The organism is Streptomyces mangrovisoli (genome assembly GCF_000974985.2).
Classification (GTDB): domain Bacteria; phylum Actinomycetota; class Actinomycetes; order Streptomycetales; family Streptomycetaceae; genus Streptomyces; species Streptomyces mangrovisoli.
This window is the reverse complement of record NZ_LAVA02000103.1, coordinates 21732-44648: the sequence shown is the minus strand read 5'-3', so window position 1 is coordinate 44648 and position 22917 is coordinate 21732. Positions and strand designations below refer to the sequence as shown.

Annotated in this window: 17 protein-coding genes; 5 read left to right on the top strand and 12 right to left on the bottom strand. The window is 74.2% G+C overall.

Features of this window, described 5'->3' with window-relative positions; translation table 11 throughout:
* Positions 1–56 precede the first annotated feature (56 nt).
* The 6 genes from WN71_RS34050 to WN71_RS34025 form a co-directional block, all read right to left on the bottom strand.
* Entirely contained in the window at positions 57–2939 is a 2883-nt protein-coding gene (locus tag WN71_RS34050) for an ATP-binding protein (protein WP_046585382.1), read from the bottom strand.
* Positions 2940–3228: 289 nt separating this feature from the next.
* Positions 3229–3468: a DUF397 domain-containing protein gene (locus tag WN71_RS34045; RefSeq protein WP_046585383.1), complete on the bottom strand. Its 240-nt coding sequence runs from the start codon at positions 3466–3468 to the stop codon at positions 3229–3231.
* Positions 3469–3602: 134 nt separating this feature from the next.
* On the bottom strand, positions 3603–4769 hold the full coding sequence (locus WN71_RS34040) for a thiolase domain-containing protein (RefSeq protein ID WP_046585385.1): 1167 nt from the start codon (positions 4767–4769) through the stop codon (positions 3603–3605).
* Positions 4766–5815 carry a thiolase domain-containing protein gene (locus WN71_RS34035; RefSeq protein ID WP_046585388.1) on the bottom strand — a complete coding sequence of 350 codons (1050 nt, stop codon included), beginning with the start codon at positions 5813–5815 and terminating at the stop codon, positions 4766–4768. The genes WN71_RS34040 and WN71_RS34035 overlap by 4 nt, the downstream gene beginning before the upstream one ends.
* Positions 5812–6786 (bottom strand): Zn-ribbon domain-containing OB-fold protein, encoded by a 975-nt coding sequence (locus WN71_RS34030; protein WP_046585392.1) that lies wholly within the window; start codon positions 6784–6786, stop codon positions 5812–5814. The genes WN71_RS34035 and WN71_RS34030 overlap by 4 nt, the downstream gene beginning before the upstream one ends.
* Before the next feature lie 20 nt (positions 6787–6806).
* Complete coding sequence (locus WN71_RS34025) at positions 6807–7607, bottom strand: crotonase/enoyl-CoA hydratase family protein (RefSeq protein WP_046585394.1); 801 nt, start codon at positions 7605–7607, stop codon at positions 6807–6809.
* A gap of 174 nt (positions 7608–7781) precedes the next feature.
* Here WN71_RS34025 and WN71_RS34020 point away from each other — a divergent pair, with 174 nt between their 5' ends.
* On the top strand, positions 7782–9395 hold the full coding sequence (locus tag WN71_RS34020) for an acyl-CoA synthetase (RefSeq protein WP_046585396.1): 1614 nt from the start codon (positions 7782–7784) through the stop codon (positions 9393–9395).
* Between the two features lie 245 nt (positions 9396–9640).
* On the opposite strand, the gene WN71_RS34015 is transcribed toward WN71_RS34020, so the two are convergent.
* Positions 9641–10174, bottom strand: coding sequence for an alpha/beta fold hydrolase (locus WN71_RS34015; RefSeq protein ID WP_079178330.1), 534 nt, complete (start codon positions 10172–10174; stop codon positions 9641–9643).
* 158 nt (positions 10175–10332) lie between these two features.
* On the opposite strand from WN71_RS34015, the gene paaK reads away from it, so the two are divergent.
* On the top strand, positions 10333–11628 hold the full coding sequence (gene paaK / locus WN71_RS34010) for a phenylacetate--CoA ligase PaaK (protein WP_046585398.1): 1296 nt from the start codon (positions 10333–10335) through the stop codon (positions 11626–11628).
* 24 nt (positions 11629–11652) lie between these two features.
* Here paaK and WN71_RS34005 read toward each other — a convergent pair whose 3' ends face one another.
* Positions 11653–13152 carry an acyl-CoA synthetase gene (locus WN71_RS34005; RefSeq protein ID WP_046585400.1) on the bottom strand — a complete coding sequence of 500 codons (1500 nt, stop codon included), beginning with the start codon at positions 13150–13152 and terminating at the stop codon, positions 11653–11655.
* A 172-nt stretch (positions 13153–13324) separates the two neighbouring features.
* Here WN71_RS34005 and WN71_RS34000 point away from each other — a divergent pair, with 172 nt between their 5' ends.
* Positions 13325–16192, top strand: coding sequence for a tetratricopeptide repeat protein (locus WN71_RS34000; RefSeq protein WP_052743035.1), 2868 nt, complete (start codon positions 13325–13327; stop codon positions 16190–16192).
* Between the two features lie 111 nt (positions 16193–16303).
* Here WN71_RS34000 and WN71_RS33995 read toward each other — a convergent pair whose 3' ends face one another.
* The 3 genes from WN71_RS33995 to WN71_RS33985 form a co-directional block, all read right to left on the bottom strand.
* The gene (locus WN71_RS33995; protein WP_046585402.1) at positions 16304–17749 is read right to left on the bottom strand and encodes an amidohydrolase family protein; all 1446 of its coding nucleotides are present in this window, start codon (positions 17747–17749) and stop codon (positions 16304–16306) included.
* 40 nt (positions 17750–17789) lie between these two features.
* Positions 17790–18752, bottom strand: coding sequence for an amidohydrolase family protein (locus WN71_RS33990; RefSeq protein ID WP_046585403.1), 963 nt, complete (start codon positions 18750–18752; stop codon positions 17790–17792).
* A gap of 95 nt (positions 18753–18847) precedes the next feature.
* Positions 18848–19543, bottom strand: a complete 696-nt coding sequence (locus WN71_RS33985) for a nuclear transport factor 2 family protein (RefSeq protein WP_079178329.1) — start codon at positions 19541–19543, stop codon at positions 18848–18850.
* A 104-nt stretch (positions 19544–19647) separates the two neighbouring features.
* On the opposite strand from WN71_RS33985, the gene WN71_RS33980 reads away from it, so the two are divergent.
* Positions 19648–20487 carry an IclR family transcriptional regulator gene (locus WN71_RS33980; protein ID WP_079178328.1) on the top strand — a complete coding sequence of 280 codons (840 nt, stop codon included), beginning with the start codon at positions 19648–19650 and terminating at the stop codon, positions 20485–20487.
* A 264-nt stretch (positions 20488–20751) separates the two neighbouring features.
* On the opposite strand, the gene WN71_RS33975 is transcribed toward WN71_RS33980, so the two are convergent.
* Positions 20752–21366 (bottom strand): flavin reductase family protein, encoded by a 615-nt coding sequence (locus tag WN71_RS33975; protein WP_240529865.1) that lies wholly within the window; start codon positions 21364–21366, stop codon positions 20752–20754.
* Between the two features lie 302 nt (positions 21367–21668).
* Between WN71_RS33975 and WN71_RS33970 the strand changes: the two genes are divergently transcribed.
* Positions 21669–22871 (top strand): acyl-CoA dehydrogenase family protein, encoded by a 1203-nt coding sequence (locus WN71_RS33970; protein WP_046585408.1) that lies wholly within the window; start codon positions 21669–21671, stop codon positions 22869–22871.
* The last annotated feature ends 46 nt before the right edge of the window (positions 22872–22917 follow it).

The window sequence follows — 22917 nt, the reverse complement described above, 5'->3', positions numbered from 1 at the left end:
TCCCCGCGCCCCTTGAGGGAGCTGCGAGGACCCTCGCCGGATGGCGCCGGTGGCGGTCAGGCCGGTTTCAGGTCGGCCGCGAGGCCGGAGCTCTCCGTGCCGACCTTGCGGTAGACGGCGGACAGCAGGCGGACCACCGCCGCCTCGTCGACCCCCAGCTCCGCCGCGATCTCCGCCTCGCCGTGCCCCCGCGCGGCCAGCGCCGCGGCGCGGCTCTCGCGGGCGGTGAGGGCGTCGGTCTCCGTGCTGTGCAGCCGGCGCGGCCGCAGTCCGGCGGCGGCGAGTTCGTCGCGCGCGGTGTCGACCAGGCCGTCCGCGCTGCACTGCACGGCCACGTCGAGGCCCCGGTAGAGCTGCTCGGCGGCCTCCTTGGTGCGGCCGGTGAGACGCAGCTCCGTGCCGAGTTCGACCAGGGCGCAGGCCAGCTCGTAGGCGGCCGGGGAGCGCTCCAGATGGGTGACGGACTCCTCGAGGTACTTCACCCGCGCGGAGCCCGAGGACACCGCGGCGAGCGTACGCAGGGCGTGCCCGATGGTGGACGGCGCGCCGAACTGCCGTGCGCGGGCGAGGGCTTCCTGGGCGGTCGCGAGGGCCCGGTCGGGCGCGTCGTGGCTCTCGGCGCGGGCGAGCAGCAGCTGCCAGGGGCACCACGCGGGGTTGCGGATGCCCCGCGGGTCCAACCGGCGTCCCGCGGCGGCGAGTTCGGCGGCCGCTTCCTTGGTCAGGCCGCGCGCGAGCAGGAGTTCGCCGTGCACGGTCTGCGCGTCGGGGAAGACGACGGCGGCCGGGAAGGGCGGCCCGAAGCAGTACTGGTCGCCGATCTGCGTGGCCTCGGCGACCCGCCCGCGGGCCAGCAGCACCTGGATGAGGCTGCCGACGGCGTACCAGTGGGCGGGCGTGCCGGGTCCCACGCGCTCGGCAAGCCGGAGGCCCGCGCGGACGAAGTCCTCGGCCTCGCCGAGCCGGCCGCGGCGGTAACGGAGGTAACCGAGCAGGGTGTGCGCGAAGGAGAGGTGGCCGCCGCGCCAGCCCTGCTGCTCGTAGTCGGCGATGCCCGCGGCGAACAGTTCCTCGGTGCGGGCGGGCCGGTCGGCGTACATGAAGGCGAGGGCGACCAGGACGGGCACTTCGAAGCCGCGGTCGGGCTCGGCCCAGCGCAGCCCGCCGGCCAGGGCCCGCTCGGCGTGCCGGAGGGCGACCTGGGAGGGTTCGCCGCGCTGCACGGCGTCCCAGGCGCGCAGGCCGATGATGTAGCGCTCGGTGAGGTCGCGGCCCCTGAGCCGGTCGGCGAGCTTGGCCAGGCGGCGGGAGCGCGAGGGGTGGTCGGGCTCGTCGGCGCGGAACGCGTCCCACATGAACTGCTCGGAGACCAGGCGGATCTTGACGCGGGCGTCGTCGGTGCCGCGGATCTCCCGGGCGAGCAGGTCGGACGACTCGGCGAGGCGGTCGCTGTGCGCGAGCACCTGGGAGAGCCGGTAGACGATGTGCTGGCGCAGCGCCGGGTCGGCGATGGGCTCGGCGAGGGCGGCGCGCAGATGGTTGACGGTGGTGGCGGGCTCGGTGAGCAGGGACGCGCTGCCCAGTTCGTAGAGCACGGCCGCCCGGTCCTCGGTGGGCGGGGGCTCGCGCAGGGCGCGGGCGAGGTAGCTGCGGGCGGCGTCGGGGGCGCCGGCCCGGAGGGTCTCACCGGCGGCGGCGCGCAGTTGCTGCACCACCCAGGGGTCGCCCTCGGGGTGGGTCTCCAGCAGATGGCGGGCCGCGGCGGCGGGGCCCTGTCCGTCGTCGAGGACGCACCAGGCGGCCTGGCCGTGCAGGGCGACGCGGACGCCGGGCTTGATGGCCCGGTAGACGGCGGTGGCGATCAGCGGGTGGATGAACTCCAGGGTCTCGGCGCCGACGAGGATGCGCGCCCCGCGCAGCGCGTCGGCCGCGTCGGCGGCCTCCTCGGGGCCGAGTCCGGCCACCGAGGCGGCGAGCGCTGGATGGATCTCGGTGCCGAGCACGGCACAGGCCCAGGCGAACCGGACGGTGGAGGGGCCCAGGCGTTCGAGGCGTGAGATGAGCCCGCTGCCCTTGACCGCGGCGGCGAGGTCGCGCAGCAGCGGGGCGCCGTCCTCGGTGGGGCTGAGGCCGCGGTCGCTCACCTTGGCGGTGAGTTCGACGGTCTCGAAGGGGTTGCCGCCGGTGACGGCCCAGGTCTCGCGGCAGAACGCGTCGTCGGCGTGGCCGCCGAGCGCCTCACGCACCAGGTCGGCGACGGCGGCGGCGCTGAGCGGCTCCAGGTCGAGGGGACGGCCGCCGGCGCGGCCGGGCAGTCCGCGGAACGATTCGGCGTGGTCGGGGAGTTCGTCGGGCCGGTAGGCGACGACGGCGAGCATGGGGAGTTCCTCGGCGCGGGGCGCGAACGCGGCGAGCCAGCGCAGGGATTCGGGGTCGGCCCAGTGCGCGTCGTCGAGGACGAGGACCATCGGGGCGCGTCGTACGGCGAGATGGGTGAGCACCCAGTCGAGCCCGTCGGCCAGGCCCTGCGGGTCCGGGGGCGCGCCGTCGGTGGGGGCGCACAGGCCGAGGGCCGGGCCGACGATGTCGTACCAACTGCCCAGCGAGGCCCGGACCTCACTCTCGGGGACCCCGGCGAGCTGCGGCTGGAGGAGTTGCCGGGCCACGTGGAAGGCGACGCGCTGTTCCTGGTCGCCGCCGCGCGCGGACAGCACCGTGCAGCCGAGTTCGGTGGCGCGCCTGCGGACCTCGGCGAGGAGGGTGGTCTTGCCGATGCCGGCGCGGCCCGCGAAGGCGAGCAGCGCGCCACGGGGGCGCCGCGTCGGCTCCACCCCGTCCGGACGCAGGCCGGTGAGGTCGCCCAACGCCTCTTCGACCGCGGCCAGTTCACTCTCCCGCTCGAAGAGGGTTCGTTTGCCCCGTGCCGCCTTCTGCACCATGACCCACCCCCTGCCACGGCCGGCGCTCGCGCGGGGAGCGGGCGCGCACCGTGACTACAGGCACCTCAGCGTACGCCTCCCGCTGGTCCGGCGCGGGTCATCCGGGCCGGGTGAACCCGTTCGGATTCCGTTGTGTTACCCACGAGTTCGGCCGGTCGTCCCGTTCGCCGGTCCGGTTGTTCGTGTCACCGGCGCCGGGGGCCCGACGGAGGGCGTGCGGGCTGTTCTCGGACCCGGCCGGAAAGGCCCCGTTGGGGCCCGCCGGGAGGGCGGGCCCGCGGCGGTGCGCTCAGGTCAGGTCGAACTCCCCTTCCCGTGCCCCCGACACGAAGGCGCCCCATTCCGCGGGGGTGAAGATGAGCGAAGGGCTCTGCGGGCTGCCGCTGTTGCGCATCGCGATGAATCCCTCGACAAAGGCGATCTGCACATCGCCCCTGCCGCGGCTGCTGGACTGCCACTCGGCGTTGCTCAGGTCCAGCTCCGGCTTCTCCCAGCCCACCGGCGCGTGCTGGATGGTGCTCTCGGCCACGTCCGTGCTCCTCCCGATTCGTCGTCCGCGGCCAGCCTAGCGATCGGTCCCGACGGCCGACAGGCCACGTGAGGGGGACGTTTCCCAGGGCTTTGCGGGGGTTGGTCCGGGGCGCAGAACGGAGGCCGGGCCGGTCAGGTCTGCGGCGGCCGGTCCCCCACCAGCCACATGGAGAAGAACTGCGATCCGCCGCCGTAGGCGTGTCCGAGCACCCGGTGGGCGTCCGGCACCTGGTGTTCCCCGGCCTGGCCGCGCACCTGGAGCGCGGCCTCCGCGAACCGGATCATGCCGGAGGCGCCGATGGGGTTGGTGGACAGGACCCCACCGGACATGTTCACCGGCAGTTCGCCGTCGAGTTCGGTCACGCCGGACTCGGTGAGCTTCCAGCCCTCGCCCTCCGCGGCGAACCCGAGGTTCTCCAGCCACATGGGCTCGTACCAGGAGAACGGCACGTACATCTCGACGGCGTCGATCTCCCGGCGCGGGTCGGCGATGCGGGCCTGCCGGTAGACGTCGGCGGCGCAGTCCTTGCCGGCCTGCGGCGAGACGAAGTCCTTGCCGGCGAAGAGGGTGGGCTCGCTGCGCATCGCGCCGCCGAGCATCCAGGCGGGCGGCCGGGGCGAACGGGCCGCGCCCGCCCGGTCGGTGAGCACCATCGCGCAGGCGCCGTCGGAGGAGGGGCAGGTCTCCGAGTAGCGGATGGGGTCCCAGAGCATCGGGGAGGCCTGGACCTTCTCCAGGGTGATGTCGTGCTCGTGCAGATGGGCGTAGGGGTTCTTCAGCGCGTTGCGCCGGTCCTTGTAGGCGACGAGGGAGCCGACCGTGTCGGGGGCGCCGCTGCGCCGCATGTAGGCGCGCACGTGCGGGGCGAAGAAGCCGCCCGCCCCGGCCAGCAGCGGCTGCTGGAAGGGGATCGGCAGGGACAGGCCCCACATGGCGTTGGACTCGGACTGCTTCTCGAAGGCGAGGGTGAGCACGGTGCCGTGCACGCGGGCGGCGACCAGGTTCGCGGCGACCAGGGCGGTGGAGCCGCCGACGCTTCCGGCGGTGTGCACGCGCAGCATGGGCTTGCCGACCGCGCCGAGGGCGTCGGCGAGGTAGAGCTCGGGCATCATGACGCCCTCGAAGAAGTCGGGGGCCTTGCCGATGACGACGGCGTCGATGTTGGCGTACGTCAACTCGGCGTCGTTGAGGGCGCGTCGGGCCGCCTCGCGGACGAGCCCGGCGATCGACACGTCGCGGCGGGCCGCGACGTGCTTGGTCTGGCCGATCCCGACGACGGCCACGGGCTCCTTGCTCATCGCGGATCCCCTTCGAGTACGGCGACCAGGTTCTGCTGCAGGCACGGTCCTGAGGTGGCGTGGGCGAGGGCGCGGTCCGACTCGCCGCGGTGGATGCGCGCGGCGGCCTCGCCGATCCGGAGGAGCCCCGCGGCCATGAGGGGGTGGGCGGCGAGCGCGCCGCCGGAGGGGTTGACGCGGACGTCGTCGCCGAGCCGCAGCGCCTTGCGCAGGACGATTTCCTGCGAGCTGAAGGGGGCGTGCAACTCCGCGGTGTCGACGGGGCGTTCGTAGGCGCCGGCGTGTTCGGCGGCGAGCCGGGCGGACGGCGCGTCGGTGAGGTCGCGCACGCCGAGGCCGTGCGGTTCGATGCGGTGGTCGATGCCGCGGATCCAGGCGGGGCGTTCACACAGTGCGCGGGCCCGGTCGCCGGCGGCCAGGATCACGGCGGCGGCGCCGTCGCCGACGGGCGGGCAGTCGCCGGTGCGCAGCGGCCGTACGACGTAGTCGCCCTGGGGCCGTGCGCCCCGCAGCTGGGCGTGGGGGTTGGCGTCGGCGTCCGCGCGGCTGCGGGCGGCGACGGCGGCGAGGGCGGGCTCGTCGGCCTCGCCCGCGTCGATCAGGGCCTGTGCCTGGAGGGCGGCGAGGCTCACGGAGTCCGGCCAGAGCGGGGCCAGGTAGTAGGGGTCGAGCTGCCGGGTGAGGACGTCGCGGACCCGGCCGGGCGAGGACTTGCCGTAGGAGTAGACGAGGGCGGTGTCCGCGTCGCCGGTGAGCAGTTTGGTCCATGCCTCGTAGAGCGCCCAGGCGCCGTCCATCTCCACGTGGGACTCGGAGATGGGCGGCCAGGCGCCGACGCCGTCGAGGGCGAGGGTGAAGGAGAAGGCGCGGCCCGCGAGGTAGTCGCAGGAGCCCGAGCAGGTGAAGCCGATGTCGGCGGTGCGCAGTCCGGTGCGCTCCAGCACCTCGTGCAGCACCGGCATGAGCATCTCGACCTCGGACAGCTCGTCGCTGGTGCGCCGGTGGTCGGTCTGCGCGAACGCCACCACGGCGATGTCCCGCGTCACAGCAGCTCCTTGAAGGTGTCGTAGTCCGCGTCGGGTTCGCCGGTGGGGCGGTAGTGGTCGGGGAAGCGGGCGTCGTCGGTCCACACCGGCTCCACGCGCAGGCCCATGCGCACCTGGTCGTAGGGGATGCCGCCGATCCGGCCGTGCAGCGCGAGTCCGGCGCCGTCGAGGGCGATGTGGGCGTAGACGTACGGGACTTCGATGTCGAGGTTCTTGGCCTTGATGTTGACGATGCAGTACGTGGTCACGGTGCCGCGCGGGCCGACCTCGACCTGTTCGGTGGTGGCGACGCCGCAGGTGGGGCAGGCGCCGCGCGGCGGGACGTAGACCTTGTGGCACTCGGGGCAGCGTTCGCCGACCGTGCGCCGGTCGGCGAGGGCGTGGATGTGCGCGGACTGGGCGCGGCCGGGCGAGTAGACGTAGTCGAGGCGGGCCTCGGCGACGATGCCGGTGACCGGGTCGGCGAACTGACCGTCGTGCGGACGTGGTTCGCTCGTGACGGCCGCCGGGCCCTCGCGCCCGTCGAGGTCCGGCCCGGCGTACGGCTCGAAGCAGGCGATGTCGGTGATGGCGCCGGTGCGCTCGGCCGCCCAGCGGACGCGGACGCGCATCCCGGTGCGCACGGCGTCGGGTCCCGGCGCGTCGAGGGCGTGCAGCAGGGCGGTGTCGGCGCCGTCGAGGCGGACGAGGGCCCAGGCGAAGGGGGTGGCGAGCGGCTGGCCGCGGCGGGGGGCGGGGTTCCAGGCCCAGGTGGTCACGGTGCCGGTGGGCGCGACCTCGACCAGGTCACGCAGGTCCTCGGCGGTCACCGGGTCGTACTCCATGGGCGGGACGAGGACGCGGCCGTCGCCGGTGCGGACGCCGAGGACGACGCGTTCGCGCAGGCCGGTGAGGAAGGCGCTCTGGACGGGGCCGAGGGAGCGGGTGAAGGGGAACTCGACGACGAGCGGGGCCTTGAGGACTTCGGGCATGGCCGGTCTGCTCCTTCGGGTCAGGCGCGCTTGTAGACGGGCGGCCGCTTCTCCGCGAAGGCGCGGGCGCCTTCCTTGGCGTCGGCGGTGTCGAAGACCGGCCAGCCGCGGGCGAGTTCGGCGGCGAGGCCGTCGGTCTCGGTCAGCTCCGCGGTCTCGTACACCGACGCCTTGACGGCCTCGACGGCGAGCGGGCCGCAGGAGTTGACGAGTTCGGCGATCTCCAGGGCCTTGGTGAGGGCGGTGCCGTCGGGTACGACGTGGCCGACCAGGCCGATCGCCGCGGCCTCGCGGGCGGCGTAGGGCCGCCCGGTGAGCAGCATCTCCAGGGCGTGGGTGCGCGGGATCTGGCGCTGGAGGCGGACGGTGGAGCCGCCGATCGGGAACAGGCCGCGCCGGACCTCGAAGAGGCCGAAGGTGGCGGACTCGCCCGCGACGCGGATGTCGGTGCCCTGGAGGATCTCGGTGCCGCCGGCCACGCAGTGGCCCTCGACGGCGGCGATCACCGGTTTGCGCGGCCGATGGTGGCGCAGCATCGCCTTCCAGTGCAGATCGGGGTCGGCCTTGAGCCGGTCGCGGTACTCCTCCCCCGCCATGCCCGCTCCGGCGAGGGCCTTGAGGTCCATGCCCGCGCAGAACGCGCCGCCCGCCCCGGTGAGCACGATCGAGCGGACCGTGTCGTCCGCGTCGGCCTCCAGCCAGCCGTCGTACAGGCCGACGAGCATGGGGAGCGAGAGCGCGTTCCTCGCTTCGGGCCTGTTGAGCGTGAGCACCAGGGTGGCGCCCTCGCGTCGCACGGTGAGGTGTTCCGTCCCGCCCATGGGCGTCTCCCCTCTCGAAGAACGAGAACAGGTTGCAGTAGCGGGGACGGCACTTCAAGGGTTTTCTGACAGTCAGTCAGATTTGTTGGCCGCGGGCCCTTCACAGTTGCGGTGCCCTTTGCTCTGATGACCGGCGGACCGGCAACCGAGGCACGCCCGGGGTCAGGAGGAGCGGTGGAGTACAACATTGCCGACCTGTTCGAGTCGGTCGTCGACGTGGTCCCCGACCGCGAGGCGCTCGTGTATCTCGACCACCCGGGCACCGGCGCGGAGCGCCGGCTGACCTACGCGGAGTTGGACGCGGCCGCCAACCGCGTCGCCCATCACCTGCTCGACAGCGGTATCCGGCCCGGCGAGCACCTTGGCCTGCATCTCTACAACGGGATCGAGTACCTCCAGACGGTCTACGGCTGCCTCAAGGCGCGGATCGTCCCGGTCAACGTCAACTACCGCTACGTCGAGGAGGAGTTGGTCTATCTCTACCGGGACGCGGACCTGGTGGCCCTGGTCTTCGACGCGGAGTTCGCCGACCGGGTCGCCGCCGCGCTGCCGAAGGTCCCCGGCCTGCGGCACCTGGTCCGGGTCGGCCCGCCCGCCCCGGAGGTCCCGGGCGCGGTGCCCTTCGCCGAGGCGGAGGCGGGCGGCTCGCCCGAGCGGGGATTCGCCCCGCGCTCCGGGGACGACCAGTTCATCATCTACACCGGCGGCACCACCGGGATGCCCAAGGGCGTGATGTGGCGCCAGGAGGACCTGTTCTTCTCCGGGCTCGGCGGCGGGGCGCCCACCGGCGAACCGGTCAAGGCGCCCGAGGAGCTGGCCGAGCGGGTGGCGGCCGGCGGCTACGGGATCACCTTCTTCCCGACCCCGCCCCTGATGCACGGCACCTCCACCCTCACCGCGCTCATCGGCTTCGACTTCGGTCAACGCGTCGTGCTGCACCGCAAGTTCGTGCCGGAGGAGGTGCTGCGCACCATCGAGAAGGAGAAGGTCACCAGCGTCTCACTGGTCGGCGACGCGATGCTGCGCCCCCTCATCGACGCGCTCGAAGGGCCGCTCAAGGGCACGGACACCTCATCGCTGTTCAGCGTCTCCTCCTCCGGCGCGATCATGTCGGAGACGGTACGGCGGCAGTTCGGCGCGCTCGTCCCGAACGCGATGCTGCTGAACAACTTCGGCTCCTCGGAGTCGGGCTTCAACGGCACCGCCACGGAGGACTCCGGGCCCGAGCGGGGCTTCCGCATCCGGGTCAACTCCCGCACCCAGGTGGTCGATCCGGCGAGCCGGCTGCCGGTGGCCGACGGCGAGGTGGGCCGGATCGCGCAGTGCGGCCATGTGCCGCTCGGCTACTACAACGACCCCGCGAAGACCGCCGAGACCTTCTTCGAGCGGGACGGCGTGCGCTGGGTGCTGCTCGGCGACATGGCCACCGTGGACGAGGACGGCGTGGTCACCGTGCTCGGCCGGGGCTCGCAGTGCATCAACACCGGCGGCGAGAAGGTGTACCCGGAGGAGGTCGAGCAGGCGCTCAAGTCGCACCCCGACGTGTACGACGCGCTGGTGGCCGGGGTGCCGGACGCCACGTGGGGCCACCATGTCGCGGCGGTCGTGCAGGTGCGCCGGGGGGCCGCGCACCCCTCCCTGACCGACATCCAGAGCCACTGCCGCGACCGTCTCGCCGGGTACAAGATCCCCCGCCAGCTCGTCATCACCGACACGATCCAGCGCTCCCCGAGCGGCAAGGCGGACTACCGGTGGGCGCGGGAGGTGGCGGCCTCGGCGGACGGGTGAGCCACGGCAGTCGCCCCCGGACGGGCGGTCACCCGGGACCGCGCCCCATGACGGCGCACCCGTCCCGCCGAGGAACCGGCCCACTCGCCCGGTGAACCACGCGGGGTCGTCCGGCCACGGATGGTGACCGGCGCCCGGCTGCGCGCCGACGTCGGCGCGCGGGGACGCGTCGGCGACGCGACCGCGGGCAGGGCCCGCCGGCGAGCTCTCCGGCCGCACCCCTGGGGCGGGGTGGGCGCGCCCCTTCAGGGGCGCGGGGAACTGCGCGAACGGGCACCACGGAGCCGCGCGGGGGCACTGTGCGGTGTGTACGGCTGCGGGCCGGTGGGGGCTGGTCGCGCAGTTCCCCGCGCCCCTTGGGTGGGTGGGCCTGGGCCCCGTCGGAGAGGCCTGGGGGGCAACGCCCCGAGTGCCGAGGCCGTCGACGCGCGGGCCCGCGCCACGCGCGTGGGGTGGCGGGCGGCGTAGAGCATCGCGAGGCTGCCGCCCGCCGAGTGGGCGAGCAGGTCGATCCGGTTCAGGCCGAGGTGCGCGCGCAGCGCCTCGACGTCGCCGACCAGCCGGTCGCAGCGGTACGACGCCGGGTCCGCCGCGGCCGCCGAGTCACCGGTACCGCGCAGGTCCAGCAGGATCAGCCGGCGGTGCGCGGCGAGTCCTCCCAGGTCGCCGAGGTAGCGGGCGGCGCGCATGGGGCCGCCGGGCAGGACGACGAGCGGGGCGCCCTCTCCCGCGGCGCGGTAGGCGAGCGTGGTCCCGTCGGGCGCGCAGAAGGTCGGCATGGCGTCGATCCTCCGCCGCGTGCCCGCCGCCCCGCAACGGAAAAACACCCGGCCCCACCCCTTGCCAGCAGGCGGGACGGCCTGAATTACTGGCCCCGGAGAACTCGACCGAATGATCGGTCGCCCGTATTGGCACGGTTGGTGAGGGAGACATGCCCATGGCGGACGCGACGGAGCTGCTGGACGCGGGCGAACGGCTCGGCCTCGACGAGCTGCGCGAGCTCCAGCTGGAGCGGCTGCGCGCCTCGCTGCGGCACGCGTACGCGAACGTGCCGTTCTACCGGGACTCCTTCGACAAGGCCGGCGTCCACCCCGACGACTGCCGCTCCCTCGCCGACCTGGCCCGTTTCCCCTTCACCGCCAAGGCGGACCTGCGCGAGAACTACCCGTACGGCATGTTCGCCGTCCCCCGGGACCAGGTCCGCCGCATCCACGCCTCCAGCGGCACCACCGGGCGCCCCACGGTCGTCGGCTACACCGAGAACGACCTGTCGATGTGGTCCGACATGGTCGCGCGCTCCCTGCGCGCGGCGGGCGCCCGGCCGGGCGACATCGTGCATGTGGCGTACGGCTACGGCCTGTTCACCGGCGGCCTCGGCGCGCACTACGGCGCCGAACGGCTCGGCTGCACGGTCGTCCCCGCGTCCGGCGGCATGACGGCCCGTCAGGTGCAGCTGATCCAGGACCTGAAGCCTGGCGTCATCATGGTCACCCCCTCCTACATGCTCACCCTGCTCGACGAGTTCGAACGGCAGGGCGTGGACCCGCGCGGGACCTCGCTGCGGGTCGGCGTCTTCGGAGCCGAGCCCTGGACGCAGGAGATGCGGCGCGAGATCGAGGAGCGGTTCGCGATCGACGCCGTCGACATCTACGGGCTCTCCGAGGTGATCGGCCCGGGTGTCGCGCAGGAGTGTGTGGAGACCAAGGACGGGCTGCACATCTGGGAGGACCACTTCTACCCGGAGGTCGTCGACCCGATCACCGGCGAGGTGCTGCCGGAGGGCGAGGAGGGCGAGCTGGTGTTCACCTCGCTCACCAAGGAGGCCATGCCGGTGGTGCGTTACCGCACCCGCGACCTGACCCGGCTGCTGCCGGGCACGGCCCGTACGTTCCGGCGCATGGAGAAGATCACCGGCCGCAGCGACGACATGGTCATCCTGCGCGGGGTCAACCTCTTCCCCACGCAGATCGAGGAGATCGTGCTGCGCACCCCCGGTGTCGCCCCGCACTTCCAGCTGCGGCTGACCCGCGAGGGGCGCATGGACGCGCTCACCGTCCGGGCCGAGGCCCGGCACGGCGCCGGCCCGGAGTCCCGGGACGCCGCCGCGCGGGCCATCGCCGCGGCCGTGAAGGACGGCATCGGGGTGTCCGTGACCGTCGAGATCGTCGAACCGGAGTCGCTGGAGCGGTCGGTGGGCAAGATCCGCCGGATCGTGGACCTGCGGCCCCGGTAGGCCAGGCCCACGTCCGCCCGCCGGCTACGCCTCGCCGAACCGGTCCCGCAGCTCCCGCTTGAGGATCTTCCCGCTCGCGTTGCGCGGCAGCTCGTCCACGAAGAGGATCCGCTTCGGCGCCTTGAAGTGGGCGAGCTTCTCCTTGGCGTGGGCGAGGAGTTCGGCCTCCGTGACCTCGCCGCGGGGCACCACCACCGCCGTGACGGCCTCGATCCAGCGCTCGTCGGGCAGGCCGATCACGGCCGCCTCCGCCACGCCCTCGTGCGTGTAGAGGGCGTCCTCCACCTGACGCGAAGCGACCAGCACACCACCGGAGTTGATGACGTCCTTGACCCGGTCGACGACCGTGAAGTAGCCGTCGGCGTCGCGCACCGCCAGGTCGCCCGAGTGGAACCAGCCGTCGCGGAACGCCTCCTGGGTCTCCTCGGGCTTGTCCCAGTAGCCCTCGCACAACTGCGGTGAGCGGTAGACGATCTCGCCCTGGGTGCCGTCCGGCACCGGCCTGCCGTCCTCGTCGACCACCCGGGCGTCGACGAACAGCACGGTGCGCCCGCAGGAGTCCATCCGGCCCTTGTGCTCGTCGGGCGCGAGCACGGTGGCGAGCGGGCCGATCTCGCTCTGCCCGAAGCAGTTGTAGAACGCCAGCCCCGGCAGGCGTTCGCGGAGCCGCTCCAGGACCGGCACGGGCATGATCGACGCGCCGTAGTACGCCTTGCGCAGCCCGCCGAGGTCGCGCTCGGCGAAGTCGGGGCGGCCGGCGAGGGCGATCCACACCGTCGGCGGCGCGAACAGGCTGTCCACCCGGCCGGCCTCGACCAGGTCGAACAGCTCGTCGCCGTCCGGCTTGTCGAGAACGACGTTGGTCGCGCCGACCGCGAGATAGGGCAGCAGGAAGACGTGCATCTGGGCCGAGTGGTAGAGCGGCAGCGCGTGCACCGGCCGGTCCCCCGCGCTCAGGTCGAGGGCGGTGATCGCGCTCAGGTACTCGTGGACCAGGGCGCGGTGCGTCATCATCGCGCCCTTGGGCAGGGCGGTCGTACCGGAGGTGTACAGCAGCTGCACGAGGTCCTCGCCGCGCGGTTCGGGCCCGTCGTACGGCTCCGCGGCGGCCAGCAGGTCGAGCAGCGAGCCCTCGGCGTCGCGCAGCGGGACGGCCCGCACCCCGGCGGGCAGCCGGTCCGCGAGGCCGGGGTCGGCGAGGACCACCTCGCTGCCCGACTGGCCGACGATGTAGGCGAGATCGTCCCCGGTCAGGTTCTGGTTGACCGGCACGTGCACAAGGCCTGCGCGGGCGCAGGCGAGGAAGCCGATGAGGTACGCGTCGGAGTTGTGGCCGTAGGCACCCACCCGGTCGCCGGGGGCGAGGCCCAGGCCGAGGAGCGCGGACGCGGCGCGCGAGACGGCGTCGTCGAACTCCTCGTAGGTCCAGGTGCGGTCGCGGTACTCGACGGCGACCCGGGCGGGAACGCGCCGGGCGCTGCGGCGCAGCACCCCGTCGACGGTGCTGCCGTGTTCAGGCTTCATGCCACATGATCCTCGGACCGGCGCGGGGAGCGGTCAAGCCACCGAGCCGTATCTCCGCACCCTCCCGAAAGGGATCGAATCTGACCGATTGTGGCGGAATGCTGCGTTGAGGTGGTCTCGTCCCCCATGCTGAGGCCCTGGAACGGCCGGTGGGGACGAATGGGTGAGCCGCATGGGGTGGTTGCGGTGGTGGGGACGCGGTGGGCGGGCCCCCGAGACGCTGCGGACGGGCACGGAGAACCTGTTCAGCGGGGGCACCGCGGGAGTGGTCTTCCAGGGGCGCGACATCACGGTGCAGCTCCCGGCCACGCTTCCGGCGGCGGTCGCGGGACTGGACCCGGTGCCGCCCGCGTTCGCCGGGCGCGAGGAGGAGCGGGACCGGCTGGTCGCCCTCCTTGCGCCCGACGGCGGCGAGGGGACCGGGAGCGGCGGCTGCGTGCCGGTCAACGTCACCGGGCTGCCGGGCGTCGGGAAGACCGCGCTGGCGCTCGCGGCGGCGCACGCCGCGGTGGCGGCCGGCGCGTTCACCGGCGGCGCCATCGCCGTCACCGTGCACGGCTACGACGACGAACGCACGCTCACCGCCGGGCAGATCCTGGAGTCGCTGCTGCGCGGCCTCGGCATCCCCGGCGAGAAGATCCCGCCCACGGAACAGGACCGGGCCCGGCTCTACCGCGATCTGCTCCAGAAGATGACCCAGCAGGGCCACCGGCTGCTGGTCCTGCTCGACGACGTCTCTGCCGCGGAACAGGTGGCGCCGGTCCGCCCCGCCGACGACCGGCACGCGCTGCTCATCACCTCGCGGCATGTGCTCAACTCCCTGGTGGGGACGACCGTTCCGCTGGCGGAACTGTCCGGGGAACCGGCCGTCGAACTGATGGCGCGCACCCTGGAGCAGACCCGCCCGGGCGACCGGCGCATCCGCCGCGAGCCCGAAGCCGCGGCCCGCGTCGTCGAGTTGTGCGGCGGGCTGCCGCTGGCCCTGCGCATCACCACCGCCGTGCTCGCGGGCTCACCGGAACGCTCGGTGAGCACCCTCGCCGACGAACTCGCCCGGACGGACGACCGGTTGGCGCTGCTGGCCGACGGGGAGCGCGCCGTCACGGCGTCGTTCGAGCTGTCGTACCGGCATCTGCGGCACTCCGGCGGCGACGGCGCGGCACGCCTGCTGCGGCTGCTGACCGCCGACTGGGGCACCGACCTCTCCACGGCGGCCGCCGCCGCGCTCGCCGGCGAGCAGCAGGTGCGCGTCAAGCACCTGCTGTCGACCGTGCTCGCGCGCGCCCATCTCGTGGAGGAGGTGGAGCCGGACCGCTGGCGGATGCACGACCTCGTACGGCTGTACGTCACCTCGCTGGCCGAGGACCGGGCGACGGCGGACGCGGACGAGCGGGGCGCCGCCGTCGAGCGGCTGCTGCAGCACTACGCGTCGCTGGACGGGCCCGGCACCGGCCACACCGAACATCTCACGCCGGCGCCCGCGCACTGGCTGCCGCTCGGCCGCGAACACGCGGGGCTCAGCGGCGCCTTCGCCCACGCGGTCGCGCGCCAGGACCACGCGCTGGTGCTGCGGCTCGCCGGGCGCGCCTACCGGGCCGCCGTCATCAGCGGCGATCCGGCGCGCGCCCAGGAGGTGGCACGGGCCGGCTTCGTCGCCGCCCGGCGCCTGGCCGACTTCGACGCCCAGGGCCACATGCTGATGTTCGAGGGCACGGCGTACGGCCTGCTGGACCGGCCCACGGAGGCGATCCGCAGCTACCGCAGGGCGGGGACGAACTTCCGCAAGCGGGGGGTGCACGCGATGGAGGGGGTGCGTCTGCTGCGTTCGGGGGAGACACATCTGCGGGTTCGCCAACCCTCTCAGGCCTGTGCGGCCCTGCGCCTGGCCGTGCGGCTGGCCCGGCGCGCGGAGGACCGCCGCCTGGAGGCGCGCTGCCTCGACGTGCTGGCCCGGGCGCTCGACATGGTGTCCGACGACCTCTCCGTCCCGGTGCGGCGAGCGGCGCTGCCGCTCCTGGACGCCCTCGGGGACACGCCCGCCGTGGCGGAGACCCGTGCGGGGCTGGCCGACAACCTGGGCAATCTCGGCCAGTGCGCGGAGGCCGCGCACGAGGCGCAGACCGCGGTGGAGATCGCCCGCCGCACGACGGACCGGCACGCGCTCGCGACGGCGCTGAGCAGCCTCGGCACGGCCGAGACCCGCTGCGGCCGCCACCGCGCCGCGACCGAGGCCCATCGCGAGGCGCTGGGCCTGTGGCAGGATCTCCGGCTGCTCCGCGACAGCGCGAACTCCCAGGGCGACCTTGCGCGTGCGCTGAGCCTCTCGCGACGGCACCACGAGGCGCTGCGGCATTTCAAGGACGCCGGATCCCTGCTGCGGGCCGTCGGTGACGCGCACGCCGAGGGCAGCCTCCTCATCGGGCTCGCCGACACCCTCGTACGCATCGACCGCTCCCAGGAGGCCGTCCGGACCTGTCGGCTCGCCCTCTCCCGGATCCGCTCCCGCGACGGCGGTGGCGGCTGCGTCAGATGCGAGGTGCTCGGCCTCGAGGGCCTGGCCGAGGCGCTGGCGTCGCAGAACCAGCACGACGAGGCTTTGCGCCACTGCGACGAGGCGGTCTCCCTCGCGCGCAGACGCAGTCTGGCGGCCGTCCTGGCCGATGTCCTGAGCACGAGAGGCGACATCCTGCGGCAGGCGGGACGGCCGGACGAGGCCCTGCCCGTGCTGCTGGAGGCGCGCTCCGATCACCGGAGGCTGGCCGACGCCCACGGCGAGGCACTCGACACCGTCCGTGTCGGGAGCGTCCTGTGGCGTCTGGACCGCCGGGAGGAGGCACGGGGCGAGATGGCCGCCGCCGTCTCGCTCAGCGAGGCGCTGGGCGCCGAGTATCTGCACGTGCTCGCCGGCAAACGGCTGCGCGAGATGAAGGCCGCCGGCCCCGACGGGGGCAGCCACCAGGAGCCGAAGCGGGTGCCCGTGACGCCCGTGGACTTCGTCCCGAACCAGAAGGGCATCCGCGTCCGGCTCGGGTGCGCCTGAGCCCCGTCCGGCCTCCAGGGGCCGGGTGCTGGGGGCCAGGTGCCGGCTGTGCACGCCCGGGGCCGGGTCGGGGGCCCCGGGGTCGGCGGGCCCGGGGTCGGCGGGCCCGGATCAGCGGGCCCCTGGGGCGGCCGCGACCCGTTCCAGTACTGCCTCGAGGTCCGTGCGCGACCACCAGGAGCCGTCCCGCAAGACGCCCGCGATGGCGTGCAGGGCGGTGTGGTCCGCCAGCGGGTCCGCGTCCAGGAGCACCAGGTCGGCCGGGAGGTCGGGCGCGATCCGGCCGAACGCGCCCTCCTCGCCCAGGAACCGGGCCGCCTCGGTCGTCGCCGTGCGCAGGACGGTCAGCGGGTCGAGACCGGCCTCGGCGAGGAAGTCGAACTCGTCGTGCAGGGCGAAGCCGGGAACGATGCCCGCGGCCCCGCACGCGTCGGTGCCCGCGACCATCGGGACCCCCGCGTCGGCGAACGTCCTCGTCATCCGCAGCTGCGCGTCCCAATGCCCGCGCAGGGCGCGACGGGTGGCCTCGGGCAGCCTGGCGAACCTGCGCACCGACCGGTCCCAGGACCGCAGTTCGGCGGGCGCCATGTAGCGGCGCCGCGGGTCCGCCGTGTGGACGGGCGCATCGGCGAACTGCTGCGTGTGCACCCGGATCAGGGTCGGGCACTGCCAGGTGGAGTGCCGGACGAACAGCGCCGCGAGCTCCTCCGCCTTCTCCTGGTCGTAGGAGGCGTCGGCGAGTTCGTAGGCGTCGGCCTCCACCGTGGAGGTCTTCGTGGCGGGGTTCACCACCAGGCCCTTGATGAGCTTCGTCGCCAGCCGGTCCGCGCCGGGGAAGGTGACCTTCGGGATCGGCGGCAGCCTGCGGGTCGCGTTCTTCGCGCGGACCTCGGCCTCGCGGGCGGAGGCCGCCGCGAACACGGTGACGCCGGGCCCCAGATGCTCGATCGACCACACGCCGCCGCGCGCCGCCTCCCGGGGATCGAGATCGGGCGGCAGATGCCCGCCCAGCCGGATGCCGAGCCGGTTCGCCTCCGCCAGGGCCGCCATGAACACGTCGCCCGTGGTGAGGCCGGCCTTCACGAAGTCGGCGCCGTCCGCGTGCTGTTCGCGTACGGCACGCACCGCGCCGTCGGCGGTGCTCGCGTTCAGCGGGGTCAGCAGGTCACCAGCGGTCGCCTTCAGCGCGGGCGCTCCGGTCGGCGCGGGCAGCCGGCCCTCGCGCCGGGCCTTCAGCAGCGCCCTGTTGCCCGACATCTGCCGGAACCCGGCGACACCGTTCGCGAGCATCAGCGCGTAGGTTCCGTCGACGTCGTCCGGGGTGTTGAGGGCGTGCAGATGCATGTCCATGAAGGCCGGGACGGCGAACCGGCCGCGCCCCTCGACGACATGGGCGCCCTCGGCCGGTCCGCCGGTGGCGGTCACCGAGGTGATCCGGTCCCCCGCCACGAACACGTCCTGCCCGGCGGTGGCGCTGCCGTCGAACGGGTCGATCACGATGACGTCCCGCAGGCAGACCCGCCCGGTGATCGCGGACGGCTCGACGTACCTGCTCATGTGGCTCCTCGGGGTGCGCGCACCGTGCGGTGCGGGGTGGTCATGCCGGGTCGGCGGTGAAGAGTCGGCGGGCGTTGCGGGTGGTGAGGCCGCGCCAGGTGTCGGTGGCGGACGGCTGTTCGGCGGCGTCCACGGACGCGGTCTGGGCGAGCACGGCCACGGCGGGCGTCCAGCAGTAGTCGCTGCCGTAGAGCAGCCGGTCGGTGCCGAACGCGGCGCTCAGCGCCGGGACCTGGCGCGGGAAGGGGGTGCCCGCCATGTCGTACCAGAGGCCCCCGAGCTGCTCGACGACGCCCGGCGCGTCCGCCGGGCCGCCGCCCACCAGGGCGCGGAAGAGTTCCATGCGGTCGGCGAGGAGCGGGAGCGCCCCGCCGCCGTGGGTCAGGATCCAGCGGATCCGCGGGTAGCGGGTGACGACTCCGCGGAAGAGCAGGTCCGCGGCGGCGCGGGCGGTGTCGAAGAGGAACTCCAGCATCGGCCGCGGCCGGCCGGCGGTCAGGTCGTCGGCGTGCGGCGGCGACGTGGGGTGCACAAAGACGACGGCACCGCGGCGGTCCAGCTCCGCCCAGAGCGGCTCGAAGCGGGGGTCGCCCAGGTAGTGGCCGTGGTGGTTGGTCTCCACCGCGACTCCGTGCGCGCCGAGTTCATCGAGCGCGTACGCCGTCTCGACGAGCGCGCCCTCGACGTCGGGCAGCGGCAGGTTGGCGAAGTGACCGAAGCGGCGCGGGTGTTCGGCGCGCACCGCGGCGGCGAACCCGTTCACCTCACGGGCGAGGGCACGAGCCCGGCCGTCGTCCCCGAAGTGCACTCCGGGCGAGGAGACGGAGAGGTACGACGTCTCGATGCCCGCGCGGTCCATCAGGTCGACGTGCTGTTCCGCGCTCCAGGTCGGCCAGCCGGGCATCCCGTCGGGGTGCTCGACACCGGCGGACCGGGCCGCGGCGACATAGCCGTCGGTGACGAAGTGGGCGTGTACGTCGACAAGGGCGACGGGTGCGGTCATCGCGGGCTCCTGGGATGCGGGGGGCTTACCCGCGTCACCGTAGGAACGGGGGCCATGGAACGGCACGGGCGATTTCATTGAATGGAACAGCTTCCTCAGGAGCCCGCCGGGCGGCCGGGCCGGCCCCGGAGCCAGCACAGGGTGTCCGCGTAGAAGGCCGCCGTCCGCTCGGGGCGGTCGTCGCCGAGCAGGTCCCCGGCGACGTCGTAGCCGCGCCGGGCCAGATGCCAGGCCAGCACGGCGTACGGCGCCCGGTGCGCGGCGAGCTCCTCCGGCGGGACCACGAGCCGCCCGCCGGGGTGGGCCGGGGTGAGGGTGTCGCGTTCGTACACGCAGTCCAGCGCGACGATGCCCCAGCGGCCCGCGCGCCGTTCGAGGCGGTGCACGATCCGGGTGTGGGAGACGAGGTCGGCGAGGACGCCGTCGACGCGGGTCCGCACCTCGATGCGGGCGGGCGTCTCGGCGAAGGCCCGGCCGCCGGCGACGTGCACGACGGGCGGGGACAGACGGTGGACACTGCTGTCCCCCCGGCCGGACATGGCCTCGGACGCGTCCACGAAACCGGGGCCGTCGCCGCGGTACCAGCTGAGGGTCACCGTCGAGTCGGGCCAGTAGCACGCCCGCATCTGGTCCCACCAGCCGCGGTCGCGGCCTTGGCGCTCCAGCAGCACGGTTCGGGTGACGTGGGCGATCGCGGTGAGGTCGGCGACATCGGCGGCAGCGGTGGTGTCGGCGATGGCGGTGCTGTCGCTGTTCTCGATGGAGGTGAAGGGCGTGCCCGGGTTCGTCATGGATGTCTCCTGCGTTGTCGACGCCGTAGGTGTGCCACGATGCGAGGGGCAGCACGGTGAACCGGTATGAGTGATTCCGATGGGTGGCCGGTCGGTAGGTGACCATGAGTGACCAGTCGATGGGCGACGAGTCGGTGGATGAGGCGACCGGCGTGCCCGGTACCCCGCGCAGACGCGGCGGCAAGCCGTCCGAGGGGCAGCCGGTGATCGACCGGGCCTTCGCCCTGCTCGGCGCCTTCGACAGCGACCACCGCGCGCAGTCGCTCGGCGAACTCGCCCGGCGCAGCGGCATCCCGCGCAGCAGCGCGCTGCGGCTCGCCCGGTCGCTGGTGCAGGTGGGCGCGCTGGAGCGGCTCGACGACGGGCGCTTCGTCGTCGGACTGCGGTTGCTGGAGACCGCGTCGCTCGCGCCGCGCGGGCATGGGCTGCGGGCGGTGGCGATGCCGTACATGGAGGACCTGTTCCATGTGACGCGCCAGCATGTGCTGCTCGCGGTGCGGGACGGGGGCGAGGCGCTGCTCGTCGAGCGGCTGTCGGCGCTCGACGCCGGCCCGGTGCGCTACCGCGTGGGCGGCAGGCTGCCGTTGACGTCCACCGGCGTGGGGCTGGTGCTGCTCGCCTTCGCGCCGACGGCCGTCCAGGACGAGGTGGTCGCCGCGTACGAGCCTGCCCAGGGCCCGGACGAGGTCCGCACGCCGGACGATCTGCGGCGGGTGCTCGCGGAGGTGCGGCGCGGTGATCACGTGTTCGGGCGGCAGGGCCGGCCGTGGCCGGTGAGCACGGTGGCGGCGCCGGTGCGGGGTGGTGGGGAGGTGGTGGCGGCGCTGTCCGTGGTGGCGCCGACCACGGGGTTCGCGGACGCGGGGTACGGGCCGGCTGTGCGGGCGACGGCGCGGGCGATCTCCCGGCGGTTGGAGGAGGAGGGGCGGCGGGCCGGGGCTTGACGGGGTGCCCTGCGGGGTGCCCTGCGGGCGGCTGGCGGTGTGCCCGGCGGGCTTGCCGGTTGCCTTGCGGGCGGCTGGCGGTCTCGTTGTGGCTGAGCGCGCAGTTCCCCGCGCCCCTGAGGGGGTTGGCGGCGCCCGGGATGGAGATCTTCCGTTCTCCTCGGCGGACGGGAGCTGTCTGGTGGCGGTTCGGAGGTTTCCCCAGGGGCGCGGGGAACTGCGCGATCAGCCACGACGAGACGGGAGGCCGGGCGGGCGGGGGCATCAGATGCCCCACCAGTCGAACGGGTGCGTCGGGGTGTGGCGGGCGGTCGCCGGGTCCAGGCGGGACAGGCGGCCGCGCTGGAAGACCAGGGGGCCGCGTCGGCCGTCGGCCGCCTCCGGGTGGCGGACCCGGCCCACCACCGCCAGGTGGTCGCCCGCCGGGTAGCTGTCCTCGACGTCGCACTCGAGCCAGGCCAGCGCGCCGTCGAGGCGCGGTCCCGCGGGCGCCGCCAGATCCCACGTGCCGGTGCCGAACCGGTCCGCGGCACGGCCCGCGAAGGCCGCACACACCTCGTGCTGGTCCTCCGCGAGCACGTTCACCCGGAACCGCCCGGCGTCGACGATCGCCCGCGCGCTGGCCGAGCGCAGGCCGCCGTAGAAGACCACGAGCGGCGGGTCGAGGGAGACGGAGGTGAAGCTGCCCACCGTGACGCCCACCGGGCCCCGCGCCGTCGTGGTGGTCACCACGCAGACGGATGTCGGGACATGGCCGAGCACATGGCGGAACGCGGCCGGGTCGACCTGGCCGGCGGGCGGGTCGCCGAGCGGGTCGGTCGGCGGGTCGGTCGGCGGGTTCATCGTGGCGGGAGCGGGCGCGGGAGCGGGCGCGGGCACAGTGATCTCCAGGGGTGACGGGGCCGGGATCCCGCGCCGACGGTGGCGGGAGGCCGTACCGGCGCGGATGTCGCCCCAGTGAAACGGCGGCCGCGGCACCGGGCATTGGGCCGGGCGGCCAAACCCGGCGCCCGGTGTTGGGCGCCGGGCCCAAGCCGGTGCCCGACTGGTCCGCCGGCCCAAACCGCTCCGTGTTTTCTGCGTTCCCGGAACCAAGACAGCACGGCGGACCCGGCGTGGAATCCCGGCAGCGGCACCTCGCCCCACGAGGTGCCGGCACGAGCCGCACTCCTGGAGGACCCATGACCACGCCCACGACCGCCCCCGCGCAGCGCACGGCCGCCGCCCTCAAGGAGAGCGCGGCCGCCCTGGTACCGCTGCTCCAGGGCAACGCGGCCCGGACGGAGGCCGACCGCAGGGTCGCCGAGGAGAACATCGCGGCCCTGACCGAGGCCGGCCTGTTCCGCCTGACCGTTCCGCGCCGACTCGGCGGCCACGAGGCGAACTTCCGGACCTTCCTGGAGGTCACCACCGAACTGGCCCGCGGCTGCGGATCGACCGCCTGGGTGACGACGCTGGTCAACGTCTGCAACTGGATGGTCGGCCTCTACCCCGAGCGGGCCCAGCGCGAGGTGTGGGGCGAGGACCCCGACGCGCGGGTCTGCGGGGTGCTCGCGCCGAGCGCCACCAGCCGGGCGGTCGACGGCGGCCTGGTGGTCACCGGCCGCTGGGGCTTCGCCTCGGGCAGCCTGCACGCGCAGTGGGCGACGCTCGGCATCCCGGTCGTGGACGCGTCGGGCCGGCAGATCGACCAGGGCGCCGCGCTGATCCCGATGAGCGAACTGACCGTCGAGGACACGTGGTTCGTGGCGGGGATGCGCGGCACGGGCAGCAACACCCTGGTCGCCGACGAGGTGTTCGTGCCCGAGCACCGCATCCTGTCGGTCACCCGCGCCGTGCAGGGCTCCTACGCGACGGAGCGGGGGGCCGAGACGCTGTACCGGTCGGCGCTGGTCCCGGTCCTCGCGCTGGTGCTGGCGGGCCCGTTGGCCGGGCTCGCGCAGGCCGGGATGGAGGTGGTCACCGCCTCCCTCGCCAAGGGCAAGGGCATCTCGTACACGTTCTACGAGCGCGCGTCCGAAGCACCCTCCACGCAACTCCAGTTGGCCGAGGCGGCTCAGCTGGTCGACACCGCGCGGCTGCATCTGATGCGGGCCGCCGACGACATCGACGAATGGGCGGCGCGCGGCGCGTACATGCCGCTGGAGACGCGGGCCCGGGTGCGCATGGACACCGGCTACGTCGCCCGCCGGTCCCGCGAGGCCGTGGATCTGCTGCTGAGCGTGCAGGGCGCGGGCAGCTTCGCGGAGGCCAGTCCGCTCCAGCGGATCTGGCGGGACCAGGAGACCGGCAGCCGGCACGCCGTGATCAACCCGGCCATCGCCGGCGAGCTCTACGGCCGGGCCCTGCTCGGCATCGCGGAGCAGGTCACCCCGCTGATCTGAGAAGCGGGACACCCCGCAGGTCCGGGGAGCGGGACACCTCGCTGAT

Excerpts from the sequence above, each read along its gene's own strand:
- WN71_RS34050 (WP_046585382.1), bottom strand. The coding sequence starts at position 2,939 with ATGGTGCAGAAGGCGGCACGGGGCAAACGAACCCTCTTCGAGCGGGAG.
- WN71_RS34040 (WP_046585385.1), bottom strand. The coding sequence starts at position 4,769 with ATGAGCAAGGAGCCCGTGGCCGTCGTCGGGATCGGCCAGACCAAGCAC.
- WN71_RS34030 (WP_046585392.1), bottom strand. The coding sequence starts at position 6,786 with ATGCCCGAAGTCCTCAAGGCCCCGCTCGTCGTCGAGTTCCCCTTCACC.
- WN71_RS34025 (WP_046585394.1), bottom strand. The coding sequence starts at position 7,607 with ATGGGCGGGACGGAACACCTCACCGTGCGACGCGAGGGCGCCACCCTG.
- WN71_RS34015 (WP_079178330.1), bottom strand. The coding sequence starts at position 10,174 with ATGCCGACCTTCTGCGCGCCCGACGGGACCACGCTCGCCTACCGCGCC.
- paaK (WP_046585398.1), top strand. The coding sequence starts at position 10,333 with ATGGCGGACGCGACGGAGCTGCTGGACGCGGGCGAACGGCTCGGCCTC.
- WN71_RS34005 (WP_046585400.1), bottom strand. The coding sequence starts at position 13,152 with ATGAAGCCTGAACACGGCAGCACCGTCGACGGGGTGCTGCGCCGCAGC.
- WN71_RS34000 (WP_052743035.1), top strand. The coding sequence starts at position 13,325 with ATGGGGTGGTTGCGGTGGTGGGGACGCGGTGGGCGGGCCCCCGAGACG.
- WN71_RS33995 (WP_046585402.1), bottom strand. The coding sequence starts at position 17,749 with ATGAGCAGGTACGTCGAGCCGTCCGCGATCACCGGGCGGGTCTGCCTG.
- WN71_RS33990 (WP_046585403.1), bottom strand. The coding sequence starts at position 18,752 with ATGACCGCACCCGTCGCCCTTGTCGACGTACACGCCCACTTCGTCACC.
- WN71_RS33985 (WP_079178329.1), bottom strand. The coding sequence starts at position 19,543 with ATGACGAACCCGGGCACGCCCTTCACCTCCATCGAGAACAGCGACAGC.
- WN71_RS33980 (WP_079178328.1), top strand. The coding sequence starts at position 19,648 with ATGAGTGACCAGTCGATGGGCGACGAGTCGGTGGATGAGGCGACCGGC.
- WN71_RS33970 (WP_046585408.1), top strand. The coding sequence starts at position 21,669 with ATGACCACGCCCACGACCGCCCCCGCGCAGCGCACGGCCGCCGCCCTC.